Annotated in this window: 27 protein-coding genes; 15 read left to right on the top strand and 12 right to left on the bottom strand. The window is 71.8% G+C overall.

Annotation, left to right across the window (positions count from 1 at the left end; genetic code table 11):
• The 7 genes from ACIBJB_RS24950 to ACIBJB_RS24980 are packed head-to-tail and all read left to right on the top strand — an operon-like array spanning position 1 to position 3,663.
• Entirely contained in the window at positions 1–264 is a 264-nt protein-coding gene (locus ACIBJB_RS24950; RefSeq protein WP_398933322.1) for a gas vesicle protein GvpG, read from the top strand.
• A complete protein-coding gene (locus tag ACIBJB_RS24955; RefSeq protein WP_398933323.1) occupies positions 261–986 on the top strand; it encodes a DNA primase in 726 nt (241 codons plus the stop codon). The genes ACIBJB_RS24950 and ACIBJB_RS24955 overlap by 4 nt, the downstream gene beginning before the upstream one ends.
• On the top strand, positions 986–2,092 hold the full coding sequence (locus ACIBJB_RS24960) for an SRPBCC family protein (RefSeq protein WP_398933324.1): 1,107 nt from the start codon (positions 986–988) through the stop codon (positions 2,090–2,092). Before ACIBJB_RS24955 ends, ACIBJB_RS24960 begins: the two co-directional genes overlap by 1 nt.
• Complete coding sequence (locus ACIBJB_RS24965) at positions 2,089–2,430, top strand: gas vesicle protein (protein ID WP_398933325.1); 342 nt, start codon at positions 2,089–2,091, stop codon at positions 2,428–2,430. The genes ACIBJB_RS24960 and ACIBJB_RS24965 overlap by 4 nt, the downstream gene beginning before the upstream one ends.
• On the top strand, positions 2,427–3,197 hold the full coding sequence (locus ACIBJB_RS24970; RefSeq protein WP_398933326.1) for a GvpL/GvpF family gas vesicle protein: 771 nt from the start codon (positions 2,427–2,429) through the stop codon (positions 3,195–3,197). Before ACIBJB_RS24965 ends, ACIBJB_RS24970 begins: the two co-directional genes overlap by 4 nt.
• On the top strand, positions 3,194–3,382 hold the full coding sequence (locus ACIBJB_RS24975) for a gas vesicle protein (RefSeq protein WP_007385868.1): 189 nt from the start codon (positions 3,194–3,196) through the stop codon (positions 3,380–3,382). The genes ACIBJB_RS24970 and ACIBJB_RS24975 overlap by 4 nt, the downstream gene beginning before the upstream one ends.
• Positions 3,379–3,663, top strand: coding sequence for a gas vesicle protein K (locus tag ACIBJB_RS24980; RefSeq protein ID WP_311715835.1), 285 nt, complete (start codon positions 3,379–3,381; stop codon positions 3,661–3,663). Before ACIBJB_RS24975 ends, ACIBJB_RS24980 begins: the two co-directional genes overlap by 4 nt.
• 13 nt (positions 3,664–3,676) lie before the next feature.
• Here ACIBJB_RS24980 and ACIBJB_RS24985 read toward each other — a convergent pair whose 3' ends face one another.
• The 3 genes from ACIBJB_RS24985 to ACIBJB_RS24995 all read right to left on the bottom strand — a co-directional run bounded on the left by ACIBJB_RS24985 (position 3,677) and on the right by ACIBJB_RS24995 (position 6,323).
• Positions 3,677–3,847: a hypothetical protein gene (locus ACIBJB_RS24985; protein WP_062037266.1), complete on the bottom strand. Its 171-nt coding sequence runs from the start codon at positions 3,845–3,847 to the stop codon at positions 3,677–3,679.
• Positions 3,848–3,889: 42 nt separating this feature from the next.
• Positions 3,890–4,747, bottom strand: a complete 858-nt coding sequence (locus ACIBJB_RS24990; protein ID WP_398933327.1) for a class I SAM-dependent methyltransferase — start codon at positions 4,745–4,747, stop codon at positions 3,890–3,892.
• 100 nt (positions 4,748–4,847) lie between these two features.
• Positions 4,848–6,323 carry a bifunctional phosphatase PAP2/diacylglycerol kinase family protein gene (locus ACIBJB_RS24995; RefSeq protein ID WP_398933328.1) on the bottom strand — a complete coding sequence of 492 codons (1,476 nt, stop codon included), beginning with the start codon at positions 6,321–6,323 and terminating at the stop codon, positions 4,848–4,850.
• A gap of 163 nt (positions 6,324–6,486) precedes the next feature.
• Between ACIBJB_RS24995 and ACIBJB_RS25000 the strand changes: the two genes are divergently transcribed.
• Positions 6,487–8,109 carry an ABC-F family ATP-binding cassette domain-containing protein gene (locus ACIBJB_RS25000; RefSeq protein WP_398933329.1) on the top strand — a complete coding sequence of 541 codons (1,623 nt, stop codon included), beginning with the start codon at positions 6,487–6,489 and terminating at the stop codon, positions 8,107–8,109.
• Between the two features lie 30 nt (positions 8,110–8,139).
• Here the strand turns inward: ACIBJB_RS25000 and ACIBJB_RS25005 are convergent, their stop codons facing one another.
• Positions 8,140–9,243 carry a Vms1/Ankzf1 family peptidyl-tRNA hydrolase gene (locus ACIBJB_RS25005; protein ID WP_398933330.1) on the bottom strand — a complete coding sequence of 368 codons (1,104 nt, stop codon included), beginning with the start codon at positions 9,241–9,243 and terminating at the stop codon, positions 8,140–8,142.
• 66 nt (positions 9,244–9,309) lie between these two features.
• Here ACIBJB_RS25005 and ACIBJB_RS25010 point away from each other — a divergent pair, with 66 nt between their 5' ends.
• Complete coding sequence (locus ACIBJB_RS25010; protein WP_398933331.1) at positions 9,310–9,591, top strand: DUF6158 family protein; 282 nt, start codon at positions 9,310–9,312, stop codon at positions 9,589–9,591.
• A 101-nt stretch (positions 9,592–9,692) separates the two neighbouring features.
• Here ACIBJB_RS25010 and ACIBJB_RS25015 read toward each other — a convergent pair whose 3' ends face one another.
• From ACIBJB_RS25015 to ACIBJB_RS25040, 6 genes are all read right to left on the bottom strand, one after another.
• A complete protein-coding gene (locus tag ACIBJB_RS25015) occupies positions 9,693–11,792 on the bottom strand; it encodes a catalase (RefSeq protein ID WP_398933332.1) in 2,100 nt (699 codons plus the stop codon).
• Complete coding sequence (locus ACIBJB_RS25020; RefSeq protein ID WP_398933333.1) at positions 11,792–12,331, bottom strand: type 1 glutamine amidotransferase domain-containing protein; 540 nt, start codon at positions 12,329–12,331, stop codon at positions 11,792–11,794. Before ACIBJB_RS25020 ends, ACIBJB_RS25015 begins: the two co-directional genes overlap by 1 nt.
• A 6-nt stretch (positions 12,332–12,337) precedes the next feature.
• Complete coding sequence (locus tag ACIBJB_RS25025) at positions 12,338–12,967, bottom strand: diguanylate cyclase (protein ID WP_398933334.1); 630 nt, start codon at positions 12,965–12,967, stop codon at positions 12,338–12,340.
• On the bottom strand, positions 12,964–13,398 hold the full coding sequence (locus ACIBJB_RS25030) for a CBS domain-containing protein (protein WP_398933335.1): 435 nt from the start codon (positions 13,396–13,398) through the stop codon (positions 12,964–12,966). The genes ACIBJB_RS25025 and ACIBJB_RS25030 overlap by 4 nt, the downstream gene beginning before the upstream one ends.
• A complete protein-coding gene (locus ACIBJB_RS25035) occupies positions 13,395–13,781 on the bottom strand; it encodes a DUF2795 domain-containing protein (RefSeq protein WP_398933337.1) in 387 nt (128 codons plus the stop codon). Before ACIBJB_RS25035 ends, ACIBJB_RS25030 begins: the two co-directional genes overlap by 4 nt.
• 256 nt (positions 13,782–14,037) lie before the next feature.
• Positions 14,038–15,834, bottom strand: coding sequence for a thiamine pyrophosphate-requiring protein (locus ACIBJB_RS25040; RefSeq protein ID WP_398933339.1), 1,797 nt, complete (start codon positions 15,832–15,834; stop codon positions 14,038–14,040).
• A 237-nt stretch (positions 15,835–16,071) separates the two neighbouring features.
• Here ACIBJB_RS25040 and ACIBJB_RS25045 point away from each other — a divergent pair, with 237 nt between their 5' ends.
• From ACIBJB_RS25045 to ACIBJB_RS25060, 4 genes are all read left to right on the top strand, one after another.
• Positions 16,072–16,869, top strand: coding sequence for an RNA polymerase sigma factor SigF (locus tag ACIBJB_RS25045; protein ID WP_398933340.1), 798 nt, complete (start codon positions 16,072–16,074; stop codon positions 16,867–16,869).
• A 233-nt stretch (positions 16,870–17,102) separates the two neighbouring features.
• Positions 17,103–17,840, top strand: a complete 738-nt coding sequence (locus ACIBJB_RS25050; RefSeq protein WP_398933341.1) for a hypothetical protein — start codon at positions 17,103–17,105, stop codon at positions 17,838–17,840.
• A 156-nt stretch (positions 17,841–17,996) separates the two neighbouring features.
• Entirely contained in the window at positions 17,997–19,241 is a 1,245-nt protein-coding gene (locus ACIBJB_RS25055; protein WP_398933342.1) for an aminotransferase class I/II-fold pyridoxal phosphate-dependent enzyme, read from the top strand.
• A complete protein-coding gene (locus ACIBJB_RS25060; protein WP_398933343.1) occupies positions 19,238–20,293 on the top strand; it encodes an MBL fold metallo-hydrolase in 1,056 nt (351 codons plus the stop codon). Before ACIBJB_RS25055 ends, ACIBJB_RS25060 begins: the two co-directional genes overlap by 4 nt.
• An 18-nt stretch (positions 20,294–20,311) precedes the next feature.
• Here the strand turns inward: ACIBJB_RS25060 and ACIBJB_RS25065 are convergent, their stop codons facing one another.
• Entirely contained in the window at positions 20,312–20,926 is a 615-nt protein-coding gene (locus ACIBJB_RS25065; RefSeq protein ID WP_398933344.1) for a DedA family protein, read from the bottom strand.
• Positions 20,923–21,696: an MBL fold metallo-hydrolase gene (locus ACIBJB_RS25070; protein ID WP_398933345.1), complete on the bottom strand. Its 774-nt coding sequence runs from the start codon at positions 21,694–21,696 to the stop codon at positions 20,923–20,925. Before ACIBJB_RS25070 ends, ACIBJB_RS25065 begins: the two co-directional genes overlap by 4 nt.
• An 83-nt stretch (positions 21,697–21,779) precedes the next feature.
• On the opposite strand from ACIBJB_RS25070, the gene ACIBJB_RS25075 reads away from it, so the two are divergent.
• Both ACIBJB_RS25075 and ACIBJB_RS25080 read left to right on the top strand, forming a co-directional pair.
• A complete protein-coding gene (locus tag ACIBJB_RS25075; protein ID WP_031045739.1) occupies positions 21,780–22,181 on the top strand; it encodes a hypothetical protein in 402 nt (133 codons plus the stop codon).
• A 73-nt stretch (positions 22,182–22,254) separates the two neighbouring features.
• Positions 22,255–24,330 carry a phage holin family protein gene (locus ACIBJB_RS25080; RefSeq protein ID WP_398933346.1) on the top strand — a complete coding sequence of 692 codons (2,076 nt, stop codon included), beginning with the start codon at positions 22,255–22,257 and terminating at the stop codon, positions 24,328–24,330.
• Positions 24,331–24,427: the final 97 nt, after the last annotated feature.

The raw sequence follows: 24,427 nt of genomic DNA on the forward strand, positions 1-24,427 counted from the left end.
GTGGGTCTCATCGGAGAGGTGCTGCTGCTGCCGTTCGCCCCGGTACGCGGCAGCGCCTGGGTGATCAGACAGGTGCTGCACGAAGCGGAGCGCCTCTACTACGACCCGGCCACGGTCCGGGCCGAACTCGCCCAACTCGAGGAGCGGCTCGAGGCGGGCGAGATCGACGAGGAGGAATTCGACCGACAGGAGGACGAGCTCCTCGAGCGACTGGAGATCGGCCTGCGCGGCGGCGCGGGGACTGGCGACGGGACGACACGATGAACCGAGTGGGAATGGGCCTCGCGATAGGGGCCGGATACGTCCTCGGACGTACGAAGAAACTGAAATTCGCGTTCGCCGTCGGCTCGCTCGTGGCCGGCAAGCGGATGCACCTCAGCCCGCGCGCCGTGGCTGACCTGGTCTCCCAGCAACTGCTGAAGAACCCGCAGTTCAAGGAGATAGGGGACACGCTCCGCGAGGACCTGCGAGGCGTCGGCAAGGCGGCCTCGGGTGCCATGGTGGAGCGGCAGATCGACGCGATCGCCGACCGGCTGCACGGCCGTACCGCCCAGGTCCGCGACCAGCTCTCGGGCGTGGCGCCTCAGGTACCGGGCTTCTCCGAGGACGAGGAGACCGAGGGCGACGAGGAGCCCCGCGAGGAGGAGACTGGAGACACGGAGGCCGAGGCCGACGAGGAGCCCTCGGAGGAGCGCTCGGACGACGAGGCCGACGAGGCCGACGAGGCCGGGGACGAGCAGGACCAGGCTCCGGCCGCGGCGAAGAAGGCCGCCAAGAAGGCGACCGCCAAGAAGACGGCCGCGAAGAAGGCGTCGGACCGGAAGCCGCCCGCGAAGAAGACGGCACAGAGCCAGGGCCGTACGGCAGGCAAGAAGACCGCGGCCAAGAAGACCACGGCGAAGAAGACGGCCGCCAAGAAGGCGACCGCGGCCAGTGGGGCCGGCCGAGGCGCCCGGTCCCGGCTGCCGAAGGGAGGCGGTGAGTGATGACCGAGACGCTCGGATCCGCCGGCAACGCGACCGACAAGGCGAAGAACAACCCGCTCACCGACGTGGCCCACAGCGAGGCCGCCGACCGGCTCAAGGCCGAGCTGCAGGAGTACGTCTCCGCGCAGGCCCAGCGCATGCTGGTGGGCGTCGGCCGCAAGCTGGGTGAGACCACCGGCAAGCTGAACGACATCGCCGAGGGCAACAGCCCCGGCTTCGCCAAGCTCGCCCTCGACGGCGGCCGCAAGATCGCCCAGGGCAAGGGACCGCTGCGTTCCGCGCTGGAGGCCGGGGCCACGAGCGCGAAGGACAACGTGGTCGGCGCGCTGAAGAACCTCGGCGGCGGCAAGGGCAAGCGCAAGGGCGGCGCGGGCCAGAAGCCGACGGTGATCATCGAGTACATCGACGTGGGGGTGCCGCTGCGCACCGCCTACGACCAGTGGACCCAGTACCAGGACTTCTCCACCTTCGCGAAGGGCGTCAAGAGTGCGAACCGCGCCGACGACACCCACACCGACTGGCAGATGAAGATCTTCTGGTCCAACCGCAGCTGGAAGGCCACCACCACCGACCAGATCCCCGACGACCGGATCCACTGGACGTCGGAGGGCGCCAAGGGCACGACCAAGGGCGTCGTCTCCTTCCACAAGCTCGCCGACAACCTCACCCGCGTCCTGCTGGTGATCGAGTACTACCCCAAGGGCCTGTTCGAGAAGACCGGCAACATCTGGCGCGCCCAGGGCCGCCGGGCCCGGCTGGACCTCAAGCACTTCGCCCGCTTCATCACCCTCAAGGGAGAGGCGGAGGACGGCTGGCGCGGCGAGATCGAGGACGGCGAGGTCATCAAGAGCCACGAGGACGCGGTGGCGGAAGAGGAGGAGGCCGAAGGCACCGAGGAAGAAGAGGAAGAGCAGGAAGGCCCGTACGCCGAGGACGAGACCGAGGACGAGGGCGAGCCCGAGGACGAGTACGAAGAGTACGACGAGGAGGCCGAGGAGGAGCCCGAAGAGGAGCCCGAGGCCGAGGCACCCGCGGACGAGGAAGACGTGCCCGAGGAAGAAGAGGAAGAGGAATACGAGTACGCCGAGGGCGGGAGCCGACGATGAGCATGCCCAGCCGGCTCCCGGATCCCTACGGCCAGGGGAGCGGCGCCAACCTGGCCGACATCCTGGAGCGTGTGCTGGACAAAGGCATCGTCATCGCGGGAGACATCCGCATCAACCTTCTCGACATCGAGCTGCTCACCATCAAACTGCGGCTCATCGTCGCCTCGGTCGACAAGGCCAAGGAGATGGGTATCGACTGGTGGGAGGACGACCCGGCGTTGTCCTCCCGCGCCCGCCGTGACGAACTCGCCCGGGAGAACAGCGAGTTGCGTGAGCGGCTCGCGCGCCTGGAAGAGCTGGAGCCCAGCCGCCGCCGTGCCGAGGAGGAGAGTTCATGACCGGACTGCGGTACGTGTACGCCGTCTGCCGCCCCTTCGGCACCCCGTTGCAGGCCCAGCTGGCCGGGGTGGCCGGTGACCCGCCCAGACTGCTGCACCACCACGGCCTGGTGGCCGTGGTCAGCCATGTACCGGAGCGGGACTTCGCCGAGGAGCCGCTCCGCAGGCATCTGGAGGACCTGGAGTGGCTGACCGGGACCGTGCGCGCGCACCAGAGCGTGATCGACGCGCTCACCGTCGTCACCACCCCGCTGCCGCTCCGGCTCGGCACCGTCTTCCGTGACGACAGCGGCGTCCGGGTGATGATCGAGGAACGCGAGGAAGGCTTCCGGCGCACCCTCGACCGGCTTCAGGGCCGGGTGGAGTGGGGCGTCAAGGTGTACGTCGAGACGGAGCCCCCGGCCCGTGCGGAGGCCACCGAGACGCCGGCCAAGCCGGTCTCGGGCCGGGACTATCTACGGCAGCGGCGCCAGCGGGTGCGTTCGCACGAGGACAGGTGGCAGCAGGCGGAGGCCTTCGCGACCCGGCTGCACGAAAAGCTTTCCGCCTACGCCGAGGACGCGCGGCTGCACGCCCCGCAGAACCCCACGCTTTCCGGGGCCTCAGGACAGAATGTTCTGAATGCCGCCTATCTTGTGCCGCGCGGCGAGTCCGAGGAATTCGTGGAAATGGTCGACCGGACCAAGGACGACGTCCCGGGAATGCGGGTGGAACTCACAGGGCCCTGGGCGGCCTATTCCTTCGCGGGGGAGGAACAGCAGCCGTGACCGTCATCGAACGCCGTGAGGTGGCCCTCGTCGACCTGCTCGACCGGCTGCTGGCCGGTGGGGTCGTCATCACGGGGGACATCACCCTGCGCATCGCGGACGTCGACCTCGTCCGCATCGACCTGAACGCGCTGATCAGCTCGGTCAACGCTCAAGTCCCCTCACCGTGGGAGGAGTTGCTGTGACGACCCGACGCAACCGGCTGGACCTGGAGCCTGACACGGTTGAACGTGACCTGGTCAAGCTCGTGCTGACCGTCGTGGAGTTGCTGCGGCAGCTCATGGAGCGTCAGGCGCTGCGCCGGTTCGACGTGGGCGACCTGAGCGAGGAGCAGGAGGAGCGGATCGGGCTCACCCTGATGCTCCTCGACGACCGCATGACCGAACTGCGCGAGCGGTACGGACTGCGGCCCGAGGACCTGAACCTGGACCTCGGGCCGCTGGGACCGTTGCTTCCCCGGGAATGAATTCCCGGGAACGTCACCACCTGTACCAACGACCCCTGCTTCCGGCCGACGTCGTCCCACGCATCAGGAACCCCAGCAACCACAGCACGAGCACAGCCAGTGCGATCCACCAGAGAATCTTCACTGCGAAACCGGCGCCGAAAAGAATCAGCACCAGAAGCAGCACGAGCAGGATGGCAATCATAATGTGAACCTCCTGCATTCCGAGTCTCCCGGAATCTGCGTTTCAGACTTCCTTTCGGCACAGAATTTCTCCGTGCAGCACACAGAACCACCCGTCGTCCTTCGTACCCCAGTCCCGCCAGGCCTCCGAGACGGCCCGCAGCCGCTCCGCGGTGGCGTGGCCGCCCTCGGTGGCCCGCTGCGCGTACGCCGAGGCCACCGTGCGGTCCGCCCACAGCCCGCTCCACCACTCCCGCTCCTCGGCGGTGGAGTAGGTCCAGGTGCCGGAGCTCGCCGTGATGTCCGTCAGACCCGCCCGCAGCGCCCAGGACTTCAGCCGCCGCCCGGCGTCCGGCTCGCCGCCATTGGCCCGGGCCACCCGGCGGTACAGGTCCAGCCAGTCGTCCAGCCCCTCGGACGCCGGGTACCAGGTCATGGCCGCGTAGTCCGAGTCGCGTACCGCGATGAATCCGCCCGGCCTGGTGACCCGCTTCATCTCGCGCAGCGCCCGCACCGGGTCCCCGACGTGTTGCAGCACCTGGTGGGCGTGGACCACGCAGAAGGTGTCGTCCTCGAAGTCCAGGGCGTGCACGTCCGCGACCGCGAAGTCGACGTTCGTCAGATGGCGCTCGGCGGCCGTGGCGCGGGCCTGGTCCAGGATGCCGGGCGCGTGGTCGACGCCCGTGACATGCCCGTCCGGGACCAGGGCCGCCAGGTCCGCGGTGATCGTGCCGGGCCCGCAGCCGATGTCCAGGATCTTCATGTGGGGCTTCAGCGAACCGAGCAGGTAGGCAGCCGAGTTGGCGGCGGTGCGCCAGGTGTGCGAGCGCAGCACGGACTCGTGGTGGCCGTGCGTGTAGACGGCGGTCTCCCGCGGCTTGTCCTGAGCTTTGTCCTGCGCCTTGTCCTGTGATTCCGGCATGGCTGGGCTCCCCTTTTCGACCTGTCCGTCGGTACCCAGAACCGTACGCTCGTATGTCGAATGGTGAGACCCGTGTATTGGTATGTGGACTGATGAGGGGTCAGTTCCCGGGCAGGGGGCGGTACACGGTGAGTGCCTCGGGCAGCTTCTCCAGCGTGACTTCGCCCTCCACGTCGGTCACCTCACCGTCGTAGGCGAGGAGCGTGCCCGGCGCGACGCCCGACAGACGCAGTCGCCCCACCTGGACCGCCGCATGGGCGGGGGAGCGGGTCAGGGGACCCGCGACCGCGGCGGCGAGCAGGCGCAGCGCGGGCCGGCGTCCGCCGTGCACGACCCGCACGTCGAACCGTCCGTCGGCGAGGTCGGTGCGGCGGCCGGGGGTGAGCCCCATCCGGTGGTAGGTGCCGTTGCCGACGAACAGCAGCCACAACGGCCTGGCCCGGCCCCGGAACTCGGCCTCCAGCGGACGCCGGTCGGCCCGCAGCACCCGCAGCGCCCCGAGCACCCCGGCAGGCCAGCCGCCGATCCGGGGCGACCAGCGCTCCCGCTCGCGCACCAGCTCCGGATACACGCCGAGGCTGCAGGCGTTGACGAAGACACCCTCGCGGCCGTCGCTGCTGAACCGGCCCGCGTCCACGCGCACGGCCTCGCCCTGCCGGACGGCCCGGGCCAGATCCCGCGCTCCCTCCACGCCGAGGTCGTAGGCGAAGTGGTTCAGGGTGCCGCCGGGCAGTACCGCGAGCGGCACGCCGTGGCGCAGGGCGATCTCGGCGGCCGCGTTGACCGTGCCGTCGCCGCCGCACACGCCGAGCACCGTGGCCCGGGCCGCCGCCTTCTCCAACTCGGCCCGCAGGTCCGCCGGTTCGCACTCGACGATCTCCGCCAGCGGCAGCCCGTCGTGCAGGGCGCGCACCCGGTCGGCGGTGCCCGACGCGGTGTTCGCCACCATCACCAGACCCTCGCCGTCCGGCAGTGCCGGCACCTGCGCGCGGGGCCGGGCCGGCGGCACGACCTGGGCGCGCGTCGGCACCAGGCCCCGTACGGCGAACGCGGCGCCCGCGCCCAGCGCCGCACCGGCCAGGACGTCGCTCGGGAAGTGCACACCGGTGTAGACCCGGGAGAGCGCGACCGACCAGGCGATCGGGGCCACGGCGGCGCCCCAGGCGGGGGACTCCAGCGCGACGCCGGTCGCGAAGGCCGCCGCCGACGCGGAGTGGCCGGAGGGGAACGAGGTCGTGATCGGCTGCCGCTTCAGCTGCCGGACCAGCGGGACCGGGTCCAGGACGGGGCGGGTGCGGCGGACCGAGCGCTTGCCGAGGGTGTTGATGGTCAGGGAGGCGAGGGTCAGGGAGGCGAGGCCCCGGGCCGCCGCACGGCGGGAGCGCGGGGTGCGGCTCGCGGCCATCGCGGCGGCGGTGGCGAACCAGAGCACGCCGTGGTTCGCGCTTCTGCTCAGCCGGGGGAGGATCGGCTCGGCCGCGGGCCAGTTGCGGCCGGCCGCGAACTCGAAGAGACGGGAGTCGAGGGTGCGGAGGCGCTCGCGCGCGGGGATGGTGAGATCGACGTCGGGGCTCATGCGGTTGCGGGTACCCGCCGTGGGGGTGACTGTTCGGTGCCGGGTGCCGGTTCGTTGTGGCTTGTCGCGCAGTTCCCCGCGCCCCTAAGGGGGCGCTTTCACCGACCGGTACCAGGCATTAAGCGTTTGCCCAGGTCCCGCCGTTGCGTCGACAATGCGCCCCATGGGACATCTGGAAGCCGCGCACCTCGAGTACTACCTCCCCGACGGGAGGGCGCTGCTCGGCGATGTGTCCTTCCGGGTGGGGGAAGGGGCCGTCGTGGCCCTCGTCGGGCCCAACGGTGCCGGCAAGACCACCCTGCTGCGGCTGATCTCCGGTGAGCTGAAACCGCACGGCGGGACGGTCACCGTGAGTGGCGGCCTCGGGCTGATGCGCCAGTTCGTGGGGTCCGTACGGGACGAGACGACCGTACGGGACCTGCTCGTGTCGGTCGCGCCGCCGCGTATCAGGGAGGCCGCGCAGGCCGTCGACCGGGCCGAGCACCTGATCATGACCGTCGACGACGAGGCCGCCCAGCTGACGTACGCGCAGGCCCTCTCCGACTGGGCCGAGGTGCGCGGGTACGAGTCCGAGACGCTCTGGGACATGTGCACCATGGCCGCGCTCGGGGTGCCGTACGACAAAGCGCAGTTCCGGCAGGTGCGGACCCTGTCCGGCGGTGAGCAGAAGCGGCTGGTGCTGGAGGCGCTGCTGCGCGGCACGGACCAGGTGCTGCTGCTCGACGAGCCGGACAACTACCTCGACGTGCCCGGCAAGCGCTGGCTGGAGGAGCGGCTGAAGGAGACCCGCAAGACGGTGCTCTTCGTCTCCCACGACCGGGAGCTGCTGTCCCGGGCCGCCGAGAAGATCGTGTCCGTGGAGCCCTCGCCGGCCGGGGCGGACGCCTGGGTGCACGGCGGCGGTTTCGCCACGTATCACGAGGCGCGGCAGGCCCGGTTCGCCCGCTTCGAGGAACTGCGCAAACGCTGGGACGAGAAGCACGCGCAGTTGAAGAAGCTGGTGCTGAATCTCCGTCAGGCCGCCGAGAACAGCCCCGACATGGCCTCCCGCTACCGGGCCGCCCAGACCCGGCTGCGCAAGTTCGAGGAAGCGGGCCCGCCGCCCGAGCCGCCGCGCGAGCAGGACATCAAGATGCGGCTCAAGGGCGGTCGTACCGGCGTAAGGGCCGTCACCTGCAAGGGACTTGAACTGACCGGCCTGATGAAGCCCTTCGACCTGGAGGTCTTCTACGGCGAACGCGTCGCCGTCCTCGGCTCCAACGGCTCCGGCAAGTCGCACTTCCTGCGGCTGCTGGCGGGGGACTCCACCGTGGCGCACACGGGACAGTGGAAGCTCGGGGCGCGGGTCGTGCCCGGGCACTTCGCGCAGACGCACGCCCATCCCGAGCTCTTCGGCCGCACCCTTCTCGACATCCTCTGGAAGGAGCACGCCCAGGACCGGGGCGCCGCGATGTCCCGGCTGCGCCGCTACGAGCTGACCGGCCAGGCCGAGCAGGGCTTCGACCGGCTCTCCGGCGGTCAGCAGGCCCGCTTCCAGATCCTCCTCCTGGAGCTCCAGGGCGTCACCGCGCTCCTTCTGGACGAGCCCACGGACAACCTCGACCTGGAGTCCGCGGAGGCCCTCCAGGAGGGCCTGGAGGCCTTCGAGGGCACGGTCCTCGCGGTCACCCACGACCGCTGGTTCGCGCGCTCCTTCGACCGGTACCTGGTCTTCGGCTCGGACGGGCGGGTGCGCGAGACGGCGGAGCCGGTGTGGGACGAGCGGCGCGTGGAACGGGCCCGGTAACCGCGGGTCACCGGGCCCGTCCGAGGCGCCTCAGACCCAGCGCAGCAGTGCGCCCAGGCCGCCCACCGGGGCCTCCTCGCTCGCCGGTGTCACCGACAGCGCCGGGGCCCCCGTCGCCACCGCCGACCTGATCAGCGCGTCGTCCGCCCGGGCCGGCCAGGAGTTCTGTTCGCCGAGGATCTTCAGATCCGTGCGGCGGACCGCCACCTGGTCCGGGTCCTCCCCGATCCACACCTCGCGGTGCGCGTCGGGCCCGTCCGGGCGGATCAGGAGTTCGTCGATACGGTGCTCGCGCGCCGCCTCGACCAGCGCGGGCACACCCTCCACGGCTCCGGGCTGCCCGTCGTCGCCCGGTGTGCGGGCCGCGAGGAACCGTTCCAGCTCCCGCTCGGCGCGCTGCCGTACATGTGCGGCACGGGCCTGTTCCACGTCCTCGTCGAGCAGTCGGCTGCCGGCGCCGTGCTCGGCCTCGACGACCCGGTCCTGCAGACGCTTCGGCAGCCGCTCGTGCACGGACCGCTTCTCCCGCTCGTCACCGACCAGGATCAGCAGGTCGGCACCGGTCTCCTCCTGGCAGACGGCGAGCGCGTCGGCGATCTCGGCCGCGTTGTGCTCCCAGGTGTTCTCCACCCGCAGCTGGAAGTGCCGTTCCGACCAGTCCGAGCTGCTCGTCCGGTGCACCGGCCACTGCTTGCCGGTGACCGAACCGGCGCCCTGCCGGCCGAGCGGCCCGCGCAGCTCGAAGTCGGCGCCCTTGCGGTCGACGTACGCCACCACGCACACCGGGTCCTCGCCGGCCAGCTCCAGCAGCGGCGCGGTGTGCGGCAGCGGGGCCCAGCGGACCAGGCTGCCCTCGGGGGACCTGGTCAGGACCGGGTCCAGGACGACCTCGCCGGCCCGCGCGAAGAGGGCCCGGCCGTGCGGCTCGGACGAATGCCGCAGTTCCTCGATCGCCTCCCGCACGGCCACGCAGGTCTCCTCGTCGGCCCCCTGAGTGGACAGCTCGCGGGCGACCGCGACCGCCGCGAGATGCCGTTCGTGGAGTGTGTCCTCCGTGGGGCGGGGGGCGTCGACGTACACGGAGGCCCAGGGGCCCGGATGTTCGTAGAGTGGATGCAGAAAGGCGAGATCCATGGGTTCCCTCCCGGATGCCGCTCGGGGGCAGTGCGGTAATGCTTGCCGGGCGGGTACCCGAAGCCCATGAACGAACACGACGAGCGGGACACCACCATGACCGGAGTCGACCCCAGCCAGTTGGACGACCAGCAGCTCATGAAAGAGCTGGAGACGATCCATCGCACCCGGCACGAAACGCTGCTCCACGGTTCGAACGACGCGCTCAGTACCCACAACGAGCGCATGGCCCGGCTCGAGGGCGAGTACCTGCGCCGCAACCCGCGCCGGACGGTGGCCGCGGGCCGCACGCGGGAGGGGGCGCGGGAGCGCGGGGCGGGGGAGTCGGCCACACCGGCGCTGGACTGACCGACTGACCGGGGGACCACTGACCGGCGGACCTGCGCGGACAGCCGACGGTGACCTGCCGATCTCCTGATCAGCAGGCCACCGATGACGTGCCCGGACCCTCAGTGACGCGTCGGCAGCCGGTCCCGGTGCCGGTGTGCCGCGATCGCGGCCACGAACGCGTCCAGGAACTCCTCGCCCGCCGGACCCGGGGACGTCTCCGTCACCACGCCCCGGTCGGCCTCCACGCGGTGGAACTCGGTGGACAGCCGCAGTCCCTCCGGCTCCAGCGACGACAGGATCCCGACGCCCGAGCCGAGCGCGCCGATCGGCTTGCCGTGCCGGTAGGCGTCCCGCACGAAACGCATGACGTCCTGGTCGGCGGCCGTCGCCGGGGTGCCCACGGGGCCGCCGGGCAGCAGGACGGCGTCGTACAGCACGGACGCGACGGTCGGCAGCGCGCGGTCGACGGTGTACAGCTCGCCGTCGGCGCCCCGCAGCTCGCCGTCCGTCGGTGCCAGCGCCTCCACGACGGCGCCCTCTGCGGCCAGTCGTTCCCGCACCGAGGTCACCTGCTCGGCGTCGATCCCGTCGGTGACCAGGACCGCGATCTGCCGGGTGCGGATGGAGCCGTCACCGCGCAGCGACTCCAGGCTGAGAGCGGGGGAGGAGAGCTTGTACGCCGTCTCGCCCGCGGTGGGTTCCGGTACGCCGATACCGCGTGCCACCCGCGTCGCCAGCTCGCCGTCCACCTTCGCGAGGTGCTCGACCGTCCGGGCCCGCACGGTCCGGGCGCCGACCTTGCCCAGCTCGAACCGGAACGCCTCGACGATGTGCTGCTTCTCCCAGTCGGCCATGCTGTTCCAGAACAGCGCGGGCTGGCTGTAGTGGTCCTGGAAACTCGGGCTGCGCCGCCGGATCTTGTGTCCGTCCACGCGTTCCGCGTAGTGAGTGAAGGCGTGTCCGTCGACGCCGGCGTGGGCCGGGCAGCCGCCGCCGAGCGAGTTCGGGAAGTAGTTCGTGCCCCGGTGGATCGCGCTCTGGTGGTAGCCGTCGCGCTGGTTGGTGCGCACCGGCGCCACCGGCCGGTTCACCGGCAGCTGCGAGAAGTTCGGCCCGCCCAGCCGGATCAACTGGGTGTCCAGGTAGGAGAAGTTGCGGGCCTGGAGCAGCGGGTCGTTGGTGAAGTCGATACCGGGCACGACGTTGGCGGTGTGGAAGGCGACCTGCTCGGTCTCGGCGAAGAAGTTCTCCGGGTTGCGGTCGAGCACCATCCGGCCGATCGGCCGCACCGGCACCTGCTCCTCCGGGATCAGCTTCGTCGCGTCGAGCAGATCGAAGTCGAACGCGAACTCGTCCTCCTCCGGCACCAGTTGCACGCCGAGCTCCCACTCCGGGTACTCGCCGGCCTCGATGGCGTCCCACAGGTCGCGCCGGTTGAAGTCCGGGTCACGGCCCTGGCACTCCTGCGCCTCGTCCCACACCAGTGAGTGCGCGCCCAGCCTCGGCTTCCAGTGGAACTTCACGAAGGTGCCCTTGCCCTCCGCGTTCACGAACCGGAAGGTGTGCACACCGAAGCCCTGCATCATGCGGTAGCTGCGCGGGATCGCCCGGTCCGACATCAGCCACATGATCGCGTGCAGGGTCTCCGGCTGGAGCGACACGAAGTCCCACAGGGTGTCGTGCGCCGAGGCACCGGTGGGGATGTCGTTGTGCGGCTCCGGCTTCACCGCGTGCACGAAGTCCGGGAACTTGATGCCGTCCTGGATGAAGAAGACCGGGAAGTTGTTCCCGACGAGGTCGTAATTGCCTTCCGACGTATAGAACTTGGTGGCGAAGCCCCGCACGTCCCGCACGGTGTCCGCGGAACCCTTGGGTCCCTGCACGGTCGAGAACCGCACGAAGACGGGGGTGCGGACCGCCGGGTCCTGGAGGAAGGCGGCACGGGTGAACTCCGCGCAGGACTCGTACGGTTCGAAGTAGCCGTACGCGCCCGCGCCCCGCGCGTGCACCACCCGCTCCGGGATCCGCTCGTGGTCGAAGTGGGTGAGCTTCTCCCGGAAGTGGAAATCCTCCATGAGGGTCGGACCGCGCTCACCGGCGGCGAGCGAGTCGTCGGTGTGGTCGACCTCGACGCCCTGGTCGGTGGTGAGCGGCCCGGCGGTCGGGTCGTCGGCGTGGAAGCCCTCGCGCTGGCGCTGCTTCCGGTCGGCGGGGTCCATCAGGCGGCCTCCTGGAACACGTCGAGGAACGTCTCGCAGAACGCCTTGAGGTCGTCCGGCTTGCGGCTGGTGACCAGCTTGTTGTTCCCGTGGTCGCAGACCTTCACCTGCTCGTCCACCCAGGTGGCGCCCGCGTTGCGGATGTCCGTCCGGAGACTCGGCCAGGAGGTGAGCACCCGGCCCCGTACGACGTCCGCCTCGACGAGCGTCCACGGTGCGTGGCAGATCGCGGCCACCGGGCGCCCCTGGGTGAAGAAGTCCCGGACGAACGCCACGGCCTTCTCGTCCATCCGCAGGAAGTCCGGGTTGGCCACCCCACCGGGCAGCACCAGTGCGCCGAAGGAGTCCGCGGATGTCTCGCCCACGACCTCCTGCACGGGGAAGGTGTCCGCCTTGTCGAGGTGGTTGAACGCCTGGATCTTGCCGGGCTGGGTCGACACGAGCACGGGCTCGTGTCCCGCGTTCACCGCCGCCTGCCACGGATCGGTGAGCTCGATCTGCTCGACGCCCTCGGGTGCGGTCAGAAACGCGATACGCATGATGGTTCAACGTCCTTTCCTGGAAAGCTTTTTCCTTGCTCGGGAAGCGCGCGCACAGCGCAGCAGCTCCTCGCCGTACGGCAGCAGCACACACGCGCCGATCGCGGCGCCGATGCCGGCGAGATAACCGGGGGACAGCGGCCGCTGCCGTGGCACCAGCCGCCAGGCGTCCTGGTGGCCTCGTCCGCCGCGCGCCAGTGCCCTGACCTGGTCGGCATGCAGACACATGAGGGCGGCCAGCGCCGCGAACGGCAGCGACTCCAGGAAGCTGTGGATGTGCTGCTCGACCGGTTTGACCTCGCGGTCGCTGTCGACGGCCGTCTTCACGTCCCACAGGGCGGTCGCCTCGTGCACGGCCGCCCCGCCCAGCTGCACGCTCAGCAGCAGGGGATTGACCTGGTAGCGCAGAGTGAGCGCGATGGGGATGCCCACCTCGGCCATCATCAGCGAGTGGATCAGGGACTCCTTCGTCCCCGCGGTGTCCTCGATGCGGGTGCGCCGGTGCATCACCCAGTCGGCGAGTCCCGGCACGAACCAGCCGGGTAACAGCCCGTAGAGGAGATACCGGGTGGTCACGTCCCCGACGTCGACCGTGGCACCGGTGGCACTGATCTCCGCGGCCCGGCGCCGGTTCATACGGAGCCCCCGTCGTCCGGATCAGCACGGCTGATGTCGGCGAGCGCCGACCCCGGGTCCCGGCCCTCGGCGATGTCCCCGAGACTGACCATGCCGACGGGCAGGCCGTCCTCGACGACCGGCAGCCGCCGCACGGCGTGCGCGCGCATCAGGGCGACCGCCTGCGTCACCGGGTCGCCGGGGGCGACGGTCAGCGGATCCGGTGTGCACACCGACCGGGCACTCACCGTCAGCGGGTCGGTGCCGTCGGCGACGGCCCGGACGGTGATGTCCCGGTCGGTGAGCAGCCCCACCACATGCTGACCGTCGGCCACCACGACATCGCCGATGTCCTGCGCGCGCATCAGCCGTGCCGCCTCGACCAGCGAGGCGTCCGGGCGGACGGCCACCACACCGGGCGTCATCACGTCCCTCACGAGCTCCGCCGTCACGGGGTGCCCTCCGTCCGGGTGAGGGCCCGGGCGAGCTCCTGGACGTTGGTGTAGTTCTCCTTGCGTGGCAGTCCCTCCACAGCCTCCACTAGGGCGTCGGGGGCGTTCTTGCGGCGCAGCACCCGCCCCAGGTCCACGGAGGTGGCGGGGAACGAGCTGCGGCCCAGGAGCCGGGCCAGCTCCAGTCGGACGGTCTCCAGCGATGCCCCGCCGCTGCCCGGTGCCACGGGTCCGCCCCAGACCTGCGGATCGTCGTCGGCGGTCGGCTCGGGGTCGTTCCACTCCTCACTCCGGGTGGGATGCCCGGAGCGGAGCAGACCCTGGAGTTCGTGCTTCATCTCGTCGTCACGGTGGCGACTCAGCCGGTCGCTGCCTCGCTGCATGTCTCCCTCCAGATCTTCGGGGTCCGCACCGCGTACCCGTGCACCGGAGGCCGACACAGGGTTTGCCGGACCGAAGCCGGGAGACCCGGCCCGCACCCCCCGCGCACCTCCCCCGGGAAGGACAGGGCGATGATGGTCCTCGCCGCGCTCATACCGATCCTCATGCTCGGCGTCGTGCTCGCGCTCGGCCGGTACGAGGAGCTGATGCTGTCGGAGCAGGAGGACGACCGGCGCGAACCGGCCGCCCTCCCGGTGGCTACTTCTTCTCCCGCCCCGGCAGGAACTCCTGCACCTTCGCCTTGAAGCCCTGCTTCACCACGGAGGCCCGGTCGGCGTCACCCTTGAGGATCGACGCGGCCGTGGCCTCCATCTGCTCCCAGGTCGCGTGCGGCGGGATCGGCGGTACGGCCGGGTCGGTGAGGAACTCCAGGACCGCGGGCCCGTCCGCCTCGAGACCGGCCCGCCAGGCCGCCTCCACGTCCTGCGGCTTCTCCACCCGGATCCCGGTCAGACCGAGGGAGCGGGCGAACGCGGCGTACTGCACGTCCGGGAGCTGCTGCGAGGGCAGGAAGGACGGGGCGCCCTCCATGGCCCGCATCTCCCAGGTGACCTGGTTGAGGTCGTGGTTGTTCCAGATGGCGACGATCAGCCGCGGGTCCTCCCACAGGTCCCGGTACTTGGCGGCGGTGATCAGCTCGGCCATGCCGTTCATCTGCATCGCCCCGTCCCCGACCAGCGCGATCGCCGGCCGGTCCGGGTGCGCGAACTTCGCACCGATCGCGTACGGCACCCCGGGGCCCATCGTCGCCAGCGTGCCGGACAGCGACGCGCGCATGCCGGGACGCATGGTCAGGTGCCGGGCGTACCAGTTGGCGGTGGACCCGGAGTCCGAGGTGACGATCGCGTTGTCGGGCAGCAGCGGGTCGAGGGCGTGGGCCACGTACTCCGGGTTGATCGGGTCGGCCGACTGCTGCGCCCGCCGCTCCATCACCTCGCGCCAGCGTGAGACGTTGTCGCACACCGTGTCGTGCCACTCGCGCCCGCCGCGCTCCACGTCCAGCATCGGGATCAGCCGCTGCAGCGTCGCCTTCGCGTCGCCGACGAGATTCACCTCGTACGGATAACGCATGCCGACCATGTGCGGGTCGATGTCGATCTGCACGCCGCGCGCCTTGCCGAACTCCGGCAGGAACTGTGTGTAGGGGAACGACGAGCCGATGGTCAGCAGGGTGTCGCAGTCCCGCATGAGTTCGTACGACGGTCGCGTGCCCAGCAGGCCGATCGAGCCGGTGACGTACGGGAGTTCGTCGCTCAGCGCGTCCTTGCCGAGCAGCGCCTTGGCGACACCCGCGCCGAGCAGTTCGGCGATCCGCTCCACCTCGGCCCGCGCTCCGGCCGCGCCCTGACCGATCAGGATCGCGGGCTTGTCACCGGAGTTGAGGATCTCCGCGGCCCGCTCCAGCGACTCCTGGGACGGAACCGCCGTCCAGTCGCTGCGGTCCAGGCTGGACGGCACCATCTTGAACTCGTGGGTGGGCGCCGAGTAGTCGAGCTCCTGCACGTCCCCGGGGATGATGATCGCCGTGGGACAACGGCGGGCGTAGGCGGTGCGGATCGCCCGGTCCAGGACGTTCGGCAGCTGCTCGGGGACCGTCACCGTCTCCACGAACTCCGAGGCGACGTCCTTGAACAGGGTGTGCAGGTCCACCTCCTGCTGGTACGAACCGCCCATCGCGGTGCGGTGCGTCTGGCCGACGATCGCCAGCACCGGCACATGGTCCAGCTTGGCGTCGTACAGACCGTTGAGCAGGTGGATGGCGCCGGGCCCCGAGGTCGCCGCGCACACTCCGACACGACCGCTGAACTTGGCGTAACCGACCGCCTCGAACGCGGACATCTCCTCGTGCCGCGACTGCACGAACCGTGGCTGGTTGTCGGCCCGGCCCCAGGCCGCGAGCAGGCCGTTGATGCCGTCGCCCGGATAGCCGAAGACATGGTCCACACCCCACTCACGGAGCCGCTCGAGGATGTGATCGGACACCTTGGTGCTCATGGGCTGACCTCCCGATCGGATGGCACAGGCAGCAGCCTTACGAGTCACCCTGCGCGGCGCCGGAAAACCTGCCCTGGTTTGCCGCCGGGGGCCGGGGGCAGGCGCGTCACAGTGCTTCGGACCGGAGGCACGTGTGTGGGAGCGGCACCCGGCCGCGCCGGCCGCACCTGTCCGAACGCGGACGCGCTCCCCGCCGATCGTCCAACCCAGAGCATTATCTAGGGAGTTGCGACGCACATGCCCACTTCAGTGAGCGCGAAGCACCACCCGCACGACGACGCACCCGACACGGCCGACTCCTTCCGCAGGCTCGCCGAACTCCCCGCGGGACCCGAGCGCGATACCCTGCGCGGACAGATCGTCGAGGCATGGCTGCCCATGGCCGACCGGCTCGCCGGCCGCTTCCGCAGCCGCGGCGAGAGCTTCGAGGACCTGCGCCAGGTCGCGGCCCTCGGCCTGGTCAAGGCCGTCGACCGCTACGACCCCGCGCGCGGCAACGCCTTCGAGAGCTACGCCGTCCCCACCATCACCGGCGAGATCAAGCGGCACTTCCGCGACCACATGTGGACCCTGCACGTGCCGCGCCGGGTCCAGGACCTGCGCAACCGCGTCCGCTTCGCCGCCCAGGACCTCGCCCAGACCATTCCGGGGCGCAGGCCCACCGTCGCGGAGATCGCCGAGCACGCGAACATGAGCGAGGAGGACGTCCTGGTGGGCATCGAGGCCCTGGAGAGCTTCACCGCCCTCTCCCTCGACGCCGAACTGCCCGGCAGCGAGGACGGCTACTCGCTCGCCGACGCCCTCGGCTCGTCCGACCCCGCACTGGACACGGTCGTCGACCGCGAGTCCGTCAAGCCCCGGCTGGCCGCGCTGCCCGAGCGGGAGCGCGCCATCCTCTACATGCGTTTCTTCGGCGACATGACCCAGAGCCGGATCGCCGAGCAGCTGGGCATCTCACAGATGCACGTGTCCCGCCTGATCAGCCGCTGCTGCGGACGGCTGCGTGAGCAGATCATGCGGGACGCCGCCGCGTGACGGGACCGCTCCTCTGAGGGAGCACCCCCCCGGGCGTTCAGGCGCCCCGACGTCACCCACTCGGCCCTCCCCGTCCCGCCAATGGCCTCCGGCCGCGCGCGGGACGGGGAGGGCCCGGCTGTGATGGCTGTGGGTGCGACCGTCGCGCCCTCGGCCCAGTCGTCGCCACCTCCGGTCGTCGCCCCGACGCCCGACGACGGGCCCCGCAGCCGTCGGCCGAAGGAGTCCGCCCCATGCGCCGCACCGCCCGTCTCCGGGCCCTGTCCGTCGTCCTGCCCGCGCTCGGGATCACCCTGGGTGTCGCCCCGCCGAACGCCTTCGCGGAACCGGCCGCGGAGGTCAGCCCGAGCAGTGTCCAGCCGGGCGGCAGCGTCACGGTGTCCGTCTCCTGCGATCCCGGTACCGGGACACCGCCCGCCACCGTCGACGCCACCTCGGAGGCCTTCGAGACGGGGACCGTCCGGCTGCAGCTGGTACCCGGCAACGACGACAAGGCCTCCGGCCCCGCCTACAGCGGCACCGCGCGCGTCTCCGCCGACCAGGAACTCCAGGAAGGTGCCGGCGGCGTCGGCCCGGACTCCGCGTGGACCGTCGACGGCACCTGCCCGACCGCGGACCGCGCAGCGGGCCAGGCCTGGAGCGCCACCTTCACCGTCACCCGCGGCCCCGCCACCGGCGGCAGCCACCGCCCGTGCACCGAGCCCCGCACCGAGCCGCACACCGAGACCCGCACTGAGCCCCGCACTGAGCCGCACACCGAGCAGAGCGCCGAGCCTCGCACCGAGCAGAGCGCCGAGCCTCGCACCGAGAACTGCGACACCGCGGTCATCCAGAGCCCGGTCCACGCCGGTCAGGGCGGCAGCTTCACCGACTCCGTGCCCGCACTGGCCGCCGGCGCCCTGCTGATCGCGGGCGCCGCCGCGGGCGCCGTCTACCGGCTGCGCCGCAAGTCCCCCGCGGCGGACGCCTGAGACGAGACGTCAGGTCCGTGTGACGGGCGCAACCCGCACGGGTGCCCATGGCCGGGCGGCACCGTGGGTACTCAGAGCGCGAGGAGCGCGCCAGGCGCGACAACACGAGACGGCGGACCGGACGAGCCACCGGACAGCGCCTTACGGAGGTGACCGATGCGGACCGACCCGGAGGGCCACGGCCCCGTCCGCTACGGCCCTCCGCTGCCCGACGACGGGCTGCCCGTACTGCCCGAACTCACCGCCGTCCTCGCCGCCGCGGCGGCCCGCCCCCGCGCCGAACCGGTCGGCGGCGGCACCGCGCTCCTGGAGGCCGCCTGCGACTACGCGGCCCGGCGCGGTCTGCCCGCCGAACCCGACCACGTGGCCGCCGCCCCCGGCGCCCCCTCCCTCCTGCTCGCCCTGACCGCCGCGCTCGGCGGCGACGTCCTGGTGCCGCGCCCCTGCGCCGCCTGGTGGGCGCCGTACGCACGCCTGTTGGGAAGGCCCGTCTTCCACGTGGCGACACCGGCCGAGTGCGGCGGGGTCCCGGATTCGTACGCCCTTCTGGAGACCGTGCGCCGCGTGCGTGCCGAGGGCGGTGACCCCCGGCTCCTGGTGCTGTCCGTCGCCGACGACCCCACCGCCACCGTCGCCCCGCCCGAGGTGCTGCACGAGACCGTCGAGGCCGCCGCGGGCGAGGGCCTGCACCTGGTCAGCGACGAGACCTGGCGCGACACCGTGCACGCCCCGCAGGAGACGGTCTGGCTCAGCCCCGCCGAGATGCTGCCCGAGCGGGTCACCGTCGTCACCGACCTGGCCGGCAGCCTGCTCCCGACCGGCTGGCCGGCCGCCTTCGCCCGCTTCCCGGCGAACGGCGACGGCGACGGCCTCCACGCGCGCGTGCTCGACGTCCTGACCGCCCTCGGCGCCCGCATCGCCGCCCCCGTCGCCGCGGCCGCCGCCCACGCCCTCACCGAGCCCGAACCGGTCACCGCCCACCGCGCCGCCGTAGGACACCTCCACGCGCGTGTGGCCGCCGCGGCGCACGCCGCCGTCGTCCGCGCGGGCGCCCTCTCGCGGCCCCCGCGGGCCGGCCGCCACCTCTACGTCGACCTGAGCCCGCTGCGCCCCGCGCTCACCGCGCAGGGTGTCGGAGACGCCCAGGACCTGGAGGACTTCCTCACGGCCCGGCTCGGCATGCCCGCACCCGGCGGCCACCGCTTCGGCGACGACCTCGGCGCGCTGCGCGTCCGGCTGTCCACCGGCCCCCTGCTCGGCGGTTCCGACGAGGAACGCGCGGAATGCCTCACGTCACCCACACCGTTGGAACTGCCACACGTGCAACGCGCGTTGATCACTCTGGAGTCGGTCTTCGACGACCTCCGCGACGACGCTCAGCGATGGGAGCCTCCTCGATGACGCAGCAGTCCGAGTCGACCACCAGCACGCGAGTGGCCGACGAGCCCCCGGCCCCCTCCTCGTTCGCGCCCCCGTCGCCGCCGCTCGCCGAACCCCGCCCGCTGGGGGAGCGGCGAGTGTGGCCGCGGTCCTTCCACGACCGTCTGACCGCCCCGCTGCCCGGCCTGAAGGCCATGGCCCGCTTCGCCCGCGAGGGTGCCGTACGCCCCGGACCCGAGGGCCTCGCCGACATCCCGAAACTGCCCTACGCGCCCGCCCCGGTCCCCGCCGTCGACGCCCGCACGGTCGCCGTCTCCTGGGCGGGGCACGCCAGTTGGGTGGTACGGATCGGCGGCCTGACCGTCCTCACCGACCCGGTCTGGTCGCGCCGCATCCTCGGCACCCCGGCCCGCATCACCCCCGTCGGCATCGACTGGGACGCCCTGCCGCCCGTCGACGCGGTCGTCATCAGCCACAACCACTACGACCACCTGGACGCCCCGACCCTGCGCCGCCTCCCGCGCGACACCCCGGTCTTCGTCCCGGCCGGCCTGGCCCGCTGGTTCCACCGCCGCCGCTTCACCGCGGTGACCGAACTGGACTGGTGGGAGGCGGCCGAACTGAACGGCGTCCGCTTCGACTTCGTGCCCGCCCACCACTGGTCCAAGCGCTCCCTCACCGACACCTGTCGCACCCTCTGGGGCGGCTGGGTCCTCACCGCCCAGGACGGGCAGCGCGTCTACTTCGCGGGCGACACGGGTTACGGCCACTGGTTCTCCCGCATCGGACACCGCTATCCCGGCATCGACCTCGCCCTCCTGCCCATCGGCGCCTACGACCCCCGCTGGTGGCTCAGCGACGTGCACTGCGACCCGGAGGAGGCGGTGCGGGCGGCTCAGGACCTCGGCGCCCGCCGCATGGCCCCCATGCACTGGGCGACGTTCGTGCTGTCGGCGGAACCGGTGCTGGAACCGCTGACGAGGGTCAGGCAGGCGTGGGAGAGGGCGGGCCTGGCACGCGAGGACCTGTGGGACCTCCCGATCGGAGGCTCACGGGTGCTGGACCACCACTAGCAGCCCCTGGGAGCGCTCCTAGGAACGGACCCGCTTCCACACCGTCGGCGCCGCGCTGATCGCCACGGTCAGCGCGACCGCCGCCACCACACCCTGCCAGGGCTCCGGGAACAGCGACCCGCCCAGAATCCCGATCAGCTGATACGTCACGGCCCAGGCCAGACAAGCCGGCAGATTCCCCCGGACGAACCGCCGCAACGGCCACTCGGCCATGAGGCAGGCCAGCATCACCGGTATCCGCCCCGCCGGCACCAGCCGGGAAAGGACGAGGACGGCCACCCCGTGGTCGGCCAGCTTGCCCTGAGCCTGGGAGAGCCGCTCCTCCGGCGCCCGGGACCGGAGCGCCTCCAGCCACCGCGACCCGTTCTTCGACGTCATCCCCCGCCGCCCCAGCCAGTACAGGGCGATGTCCCCGAGAAACGCGGCGGTGGAGGCCGTGACGAACACGAACAGCAGGGCGAGGGGCGCCTCCTGATGAAACGCCACGACGGCAGCCGAACTCACCAGCGCCCCCGTGGGCACCACCGGTACCAACGCCCCCAGAAACACCAGCAGGAACAACGTCGGGTACCCGATCGCCTGTCCGGCAGCCCCCGGCGTCGCCCCCGTGGTGGCGGCCGCGAGCCACGTCACCGCGCAACCTCCAGCCGCACGCTCTCCCCGTGCTCCAACCGGTGCACCTCCACGCCGGGCGCGAACTCCGCCGCCAGCCGCACGAACTCCGCACCCGGCGCATGGAATTCATGCGGCCGCACCGCGTCCATCCCGATCGGCCAGTACGTTCCGTAGTGCACCGGCACCGCACTGCGCGGCTCCAGCCGGGCCAACGCCTGGGCCGCGCGCCCCGCGTCGAGGTGCCCCTCCCCGAGATACGGCCCCCACCCGCCGACCGGCAGCAACGCCACGTCGACCGGCCCGACCTCCTTGGCCATGTCGTCGAACAGCCCGGTGTCCCCGGCGAAGTACGTCCGCGCCGAGCCCTCGACGACGTAACCGAGCGCGGGGGAGCGGTGCGGCCCGACCGGCAGCCGGCGCCCGTCGTGCCAGGCCGGGACCACGCGTATCAGGAGGTCGCCGACGCGTCGCTCGTCGCCGGGCGCCACCTCGTCCACCCGCAGGTGGGTGAGCCGGCGCAGCCCCGGCACCTGGCGTGGTGCGCCCCGGGGCACGAGCAGGCGCGTGCCCGGATCCAGCCGCGCCAGCGAGGGAACGTGCAGGTGGTCGGCGTGCAGATGGGAGACGAGGACCACGTCCGCACGCCGGGCCTCGGGCGGCGGTACCGCACCGCGGCGCCGGCGCAGATGGGCGAGACGGCGGGCGAACAGAGGGTCGGTGAGCACACGTACGTCCGAATCCGTCACCGTGCAGGTGGCGTGGCCCCACCAGGTGATCTCCACCGGCACCTCTTTGCCTCCTTCGCGCGACTCCCCGAAGCCTACGGGCTGGAGTAGGGTCGGCGGCGAAACCCGGAGGTGAGGGGGACACCATGGGAGCGGTGCATGTCACGGCGATCGCGAGTCTGACGCCGCTGGAGGAGCTGGACGCCGACCCCTTCCTGGTGGACTCCCGCAGCCAGCACGCGATGTGCGCGCGCTGGGCCGCGGAGCGGGGGTACACCGTGCGGCGGGAGCTGCTGGTGCGGGGGCTCAGGGCCGACCACTGCGTGCTGTGGGACGGGGTGCGGGCGGGACGGGACCTCTTCGTGGCCCCGAGCCGCAGGGTCCTGGAGAGCGCCCTGTCCTCCGTGGAGGAGTTCACCGCCGAGTGCGCCCGCCGCGGGGTACGGGTCGAGACGGTGGGCTTCGCGGAGCCCCTCTACGACGCCCAGATGAAGGCCAGGGTGCATCGCAGGCTGTCGATGCCGACGGCGGGATACGACGGACGCTGACTGTCCGACCCGTATGACACGCTGGTCCCAGCGCCCGCACCGACGACGGGCCGGGACGTGAGGTGTACGGGGCGTGGGTGCGGGGCGTTGGCGGCGGGTCGCCAGTCAGGCCGGGCGGAGCATCACGGTGTGGGTCGTCTCGACCCTGACCATGCTGGTGCTGGCCGGCATCCTGCCGGACTTCCGGCTCCAGTCCCCGACCGGTGACAGCGCGACCCGGATCGCGGTCACGGCGGCGTTCGGCGCCGGTGCCTTCGGTGTGCTGTCGGCCGTCGTGTGGCCCCTGCTGGTACGGCTGTTCCTGCTCGTGCCGACCCTGGTGCTCGGGCTTCTCGTCTTCTTCCTCAACGGGGCGCTGCTGCTGCTCGCCCTGCGCCTGAACCCCGCCGAGCGCGGCGACGCCGCCCCGGAGACCGCGGTCGTGGTGGCCGCCGTGATGTCCGCGGTCGCCTCCGCCACCGGCGGTGCCCTCGCGGTGCGCGACGACGACGCCTACCGGCGCCGCCTGTACCGTCTCGCCGACCGCCGCCGCAGAGGCGGCCCCGTGGGTCCGGCCACCCACGGCACGGTCTTCCTCCAGCTCGACGGGGTGGGCCACGACGTCCTGCTGGCCGCGGTCGGCGACGGACTGATGCCGACGATCGCCCGATGGCTGGGCCACGGTGACCATCCCGGCCGCGGGGCACGCCCCACCCACCGGCTCACCTCCTGGCGCACCGACTGGTCCAGCCAGACCGGTGCCAGCCAGCTCGGCATCCTGCACGGCAGCAACCACGACGTCCCCGCCTTCCGCTGGTACGAGAAGGACCGCGGCGAGGTGATGGTCTGCAACCGCCCGACCAGCGCCGTCGAACTCCAGCACCGTGCCGTGGCACAGGCAGGACACGGCGGACTGCTCACCGTCGACGGCGCGAGCCGCGGCAACCTCTTCTCCGGCGGCGCCGAGGAACAGGCCCTCGTGCTGTCCATCGCCACCCGTCGCCGCAGCCGCGAGACCCGCTCCCGGGCCGGCTACTTCGCCTACTTCTCCGACCCCGCCAACGCCGTCCGCACCGCCATGTCGTTCGTCGCCGAGGTCGGCCGCGAGATCGGTCAGTCGACCCGCGCCCGGATACGCAAGGAGCGTCCCCGGGTGGGCCGCGGGGGCCTGTACCCGCTCGTCCGCGCGTTCGCGACCGTCGTGGAACGCGATGTCGTGGTCGCCGCCGTCATGGGCGACATGCTCGCCGGGCGTACGGCCGTCTACGCCGACCTCGTCGCCTACGACGAGGTCGCCCACCACTCCGGGCCGACCAGCCGCGATGCCGCGAAGGTCCTTCAGCGCCTGGACCGCTCGCTCGCGCTGATCGAGAACGTCGCCGAGCACGCCCCGCGCCCGTACCGGATCGTCGTCCTCTCCGACCACGGCCAGAGCCCCGGCGAGACCTTCCGCACCCGCTACGGGCTCACCCTCGGCGACCTCGTCCGGGCCGGCTGCGGGCTGCCCGTGTCACGCAAGGCCGAGCGCACCCACAGCGGGGCCGAGGCCCGCGCCGCCGTCCGTGCCGCGCTGCGCCGGCCGGGCAAGGAGGGGCGTGAGCAGTACCGGCCCGCACGCGACTCCGAGCCGATCGTGCTGGCCTCCGGCAACCTTGGCCTTGTCTCCTTCCCGGACGTCCACCACCGGATGACCAAGGAGGAGGTGGACGCGAGGCACCCGGCCCTGCTGACCACCCTCGCCAACCATCCTGGTGTCGGCTTCCTTCTGGTGCGCAGCGAGGAGCACGGCGGGGTGGTGCTGGGGCCGTTCGGTACGGAGATCCCGCTGGAGCAACTGGACGAGAATCCGGGGCCGCTGGCCGACTTCGGGCCTGGCGCGGTCGAGGCGGTCCGGCGTACGCACTCCTTTCCGCACACCGCCGACATCATGGTCAACTCCTGGTACGACCCGGCGGAGGGGGAGGTGCTCGCGTTCGAGGAGCAGATCGGGTCGCACGGTGGGCTGGGGGGTGCGCAGGCCAAGCCGTTCCTGTTGTCGCCGCTTGCCTTGTCCGCGCCGCCCGAGGGGCTTGCGGGGGCGGAGCGGGTTCACGATGTGCTGCGGGGGTGGCTCGACGAGGCCGGGGGTCCTCAGGTGCCGTTGGAGAAGGCCGAGGAGAAGGCCGCGTAGTCGTTCGTCTGCGGGGCGGTGGGGGCTGTTCGCGCCCACGCGGCGGAGCCGCATATCGATACAGCCCCGCGCCCCTGGGGGATCCAGTCGGCCTGAG

Source organism: Streptomyces sp. NPDC050759 (assembly GCF_044456945.1).
Taxonomy (GTDB): Bacteria; Actinomycetota; Actinomycetes; order Streptomycetales; family Streptomycetaceae; genus Streptomyces.

What these genes read in the sequence shown, in the direction of transcription:
- ACIBJB_RS25035 (WP_398933337.1), bottom strand. Translation starts at nt 13,781, where the DNA reads ATGCAGCGAGGCAGCGACCGGCTGAGTCGCCACCGTGACGACGAGATG.
- ACIBJB_RS24965 (WP_398933325.1), top strand. Translation starts at nt 2,089, where the DNA reads ATGAGCATGCCCAGCCGGCTCCCGGATCCCTACGGCCAGGGGAGCGGC.
- ACIBJB_RS24955 (WP_398933323.1), top strand. Translation starts at nt 261, where the DNA reads ATGAACCGAGTGGGAATGGGCCTCGCGATAGGGGCCGGATACGTCCTC.
- ACIBJB_RS25055 (WP_398933342.1), top strand. Translation starts at nt 17,997, where the DNA reads ATGCGGACCGACCCGGAGGGCCACGGCCCCGTCCGCTACGGCCCTCCG.
- ACIBJB_RS24970 (WP_398933326.1), top strand. Translation starts at nt 2,427, where the DNA reads ATGACCGGACTGCGGTACGTGTACGCCGTCTGCCGCCCCTTCGGCACC.
- ACIBJB_RS24985 (WP_062037266.1), bottom strand. Translation starts at nt 3,847, where the DNA reads ATGATTGCCATCCTGCTCGTGCTGCTTCTGGTGCTGATTCTTTTCGGC.
- ACIBJB_RS25025 (WP_398933334.1), bottom strand. Translation starts at nt 12,967, where the DNA reads ATGAACCGGCGCCGGGCCGCGGAGATCAGTGCCACCGGTGCCACGGTC.
- ACIBJB_RS24995 (WP_398933328.1), bottom strand. Translation starts at nt 6,323, where the DNA reads ATGAGCCCCGACGTCGATCTCACCATCCCCGCGCGCGAGCGCCTCCGC.
- ACIBJB_RS25050 (WP_398933341.1), top strand. Translation starts at nt 17,103, where the DNA reads ATGCGCCGCACCGCCCGTCTCCGGGCCCTGTCCGTCGTCCTGCCCGCG.
- ACIBJB_RS24990 (WP_398933327.1), bottom strand. Translation starts at nt 4,747, where the DNA reads ATGCCGGAATCACAGGACAAGGCGCAGGACAAAGCTCAGGACAAGCCG.
- ACIBJB_RS25005 (WP_398933330.1), bottom strand. Translation starts at nt 9,243, where the DNA reads ATGGATCTCGCCTTTCTGCATCCACTCTACGAACATCCGGGCCCCTGG.
- ACIBJB_RS24960 (WP_398933324.1), top strand. Translation starts at nt 986, where the DNA reads ATGACCGAGACGCTCGGATCCGCCGGCAACGCGACCGACAAGGCGAAG.
- ACIBJB_RS25075 (WP_031045739.1), top strand. Translation starts at nt 21,780, where the DNA reads ATGGGAGCGGTGCATGTCACGGCGATCGCGAGTCTGACGCCGCTGGAG.
- ACIBJB_RS25045 (WP_398933340.1), top strand. Translation starts at nt 16,072, where the DNA reads ATGCCCACTTCAGTGAGCGCGAAGCACCACCCGCACGACGACGCACCC.
- ACIBJB_RS25060 (WP_398933343.1), top strand. Translation starts at nt 19,238, where the DNA reads ATGACGCAGCAGTCCGAGTCGACCACCAGCACGCGAGTGGCCGACGAG.
- ACIBJB_RS25015 (WP_398933332.1), bottom strand. Translation starts at nt 11,792, where the DNA reads ATGGACCCCGCCGACCGGAAGCAGCGCCAGCGCGAGGGCTTCCACGCC.
- ACIBJB_RS25040 (WP_398933339.1), bottom strand. Translation starts at nt 15,834, where the DNA reads ATGAGCACCAAGGTGTCCGATCACATCCTCGAGCGGCTCCGTGAGTGG.
- ACIBJB_RS25020 (WP_398933333.1), bottom strand. Translation starts at nt 12,331, where the DNA reads ATGCGTATCGCGTTTCTGACCGCACCCGAGGGCGTCGAGCAGATCGAG.
- ACIBJB_RS25000 (WP_398933329.1), top strand. Translation starts at nt 6,487, where the DNA reads ATGGGACATCTGGAAGCCGCGCACCTCGAGTACTACCTCCCCGACGGG.
- ACIBJB_RS25010 (WP_398933331.1), top strand. Translation starts at nt 9,310, where the DNA reads ATGAACGAACACGACGAGCGGGACACCACCATGACCGGAGTCGACCCC.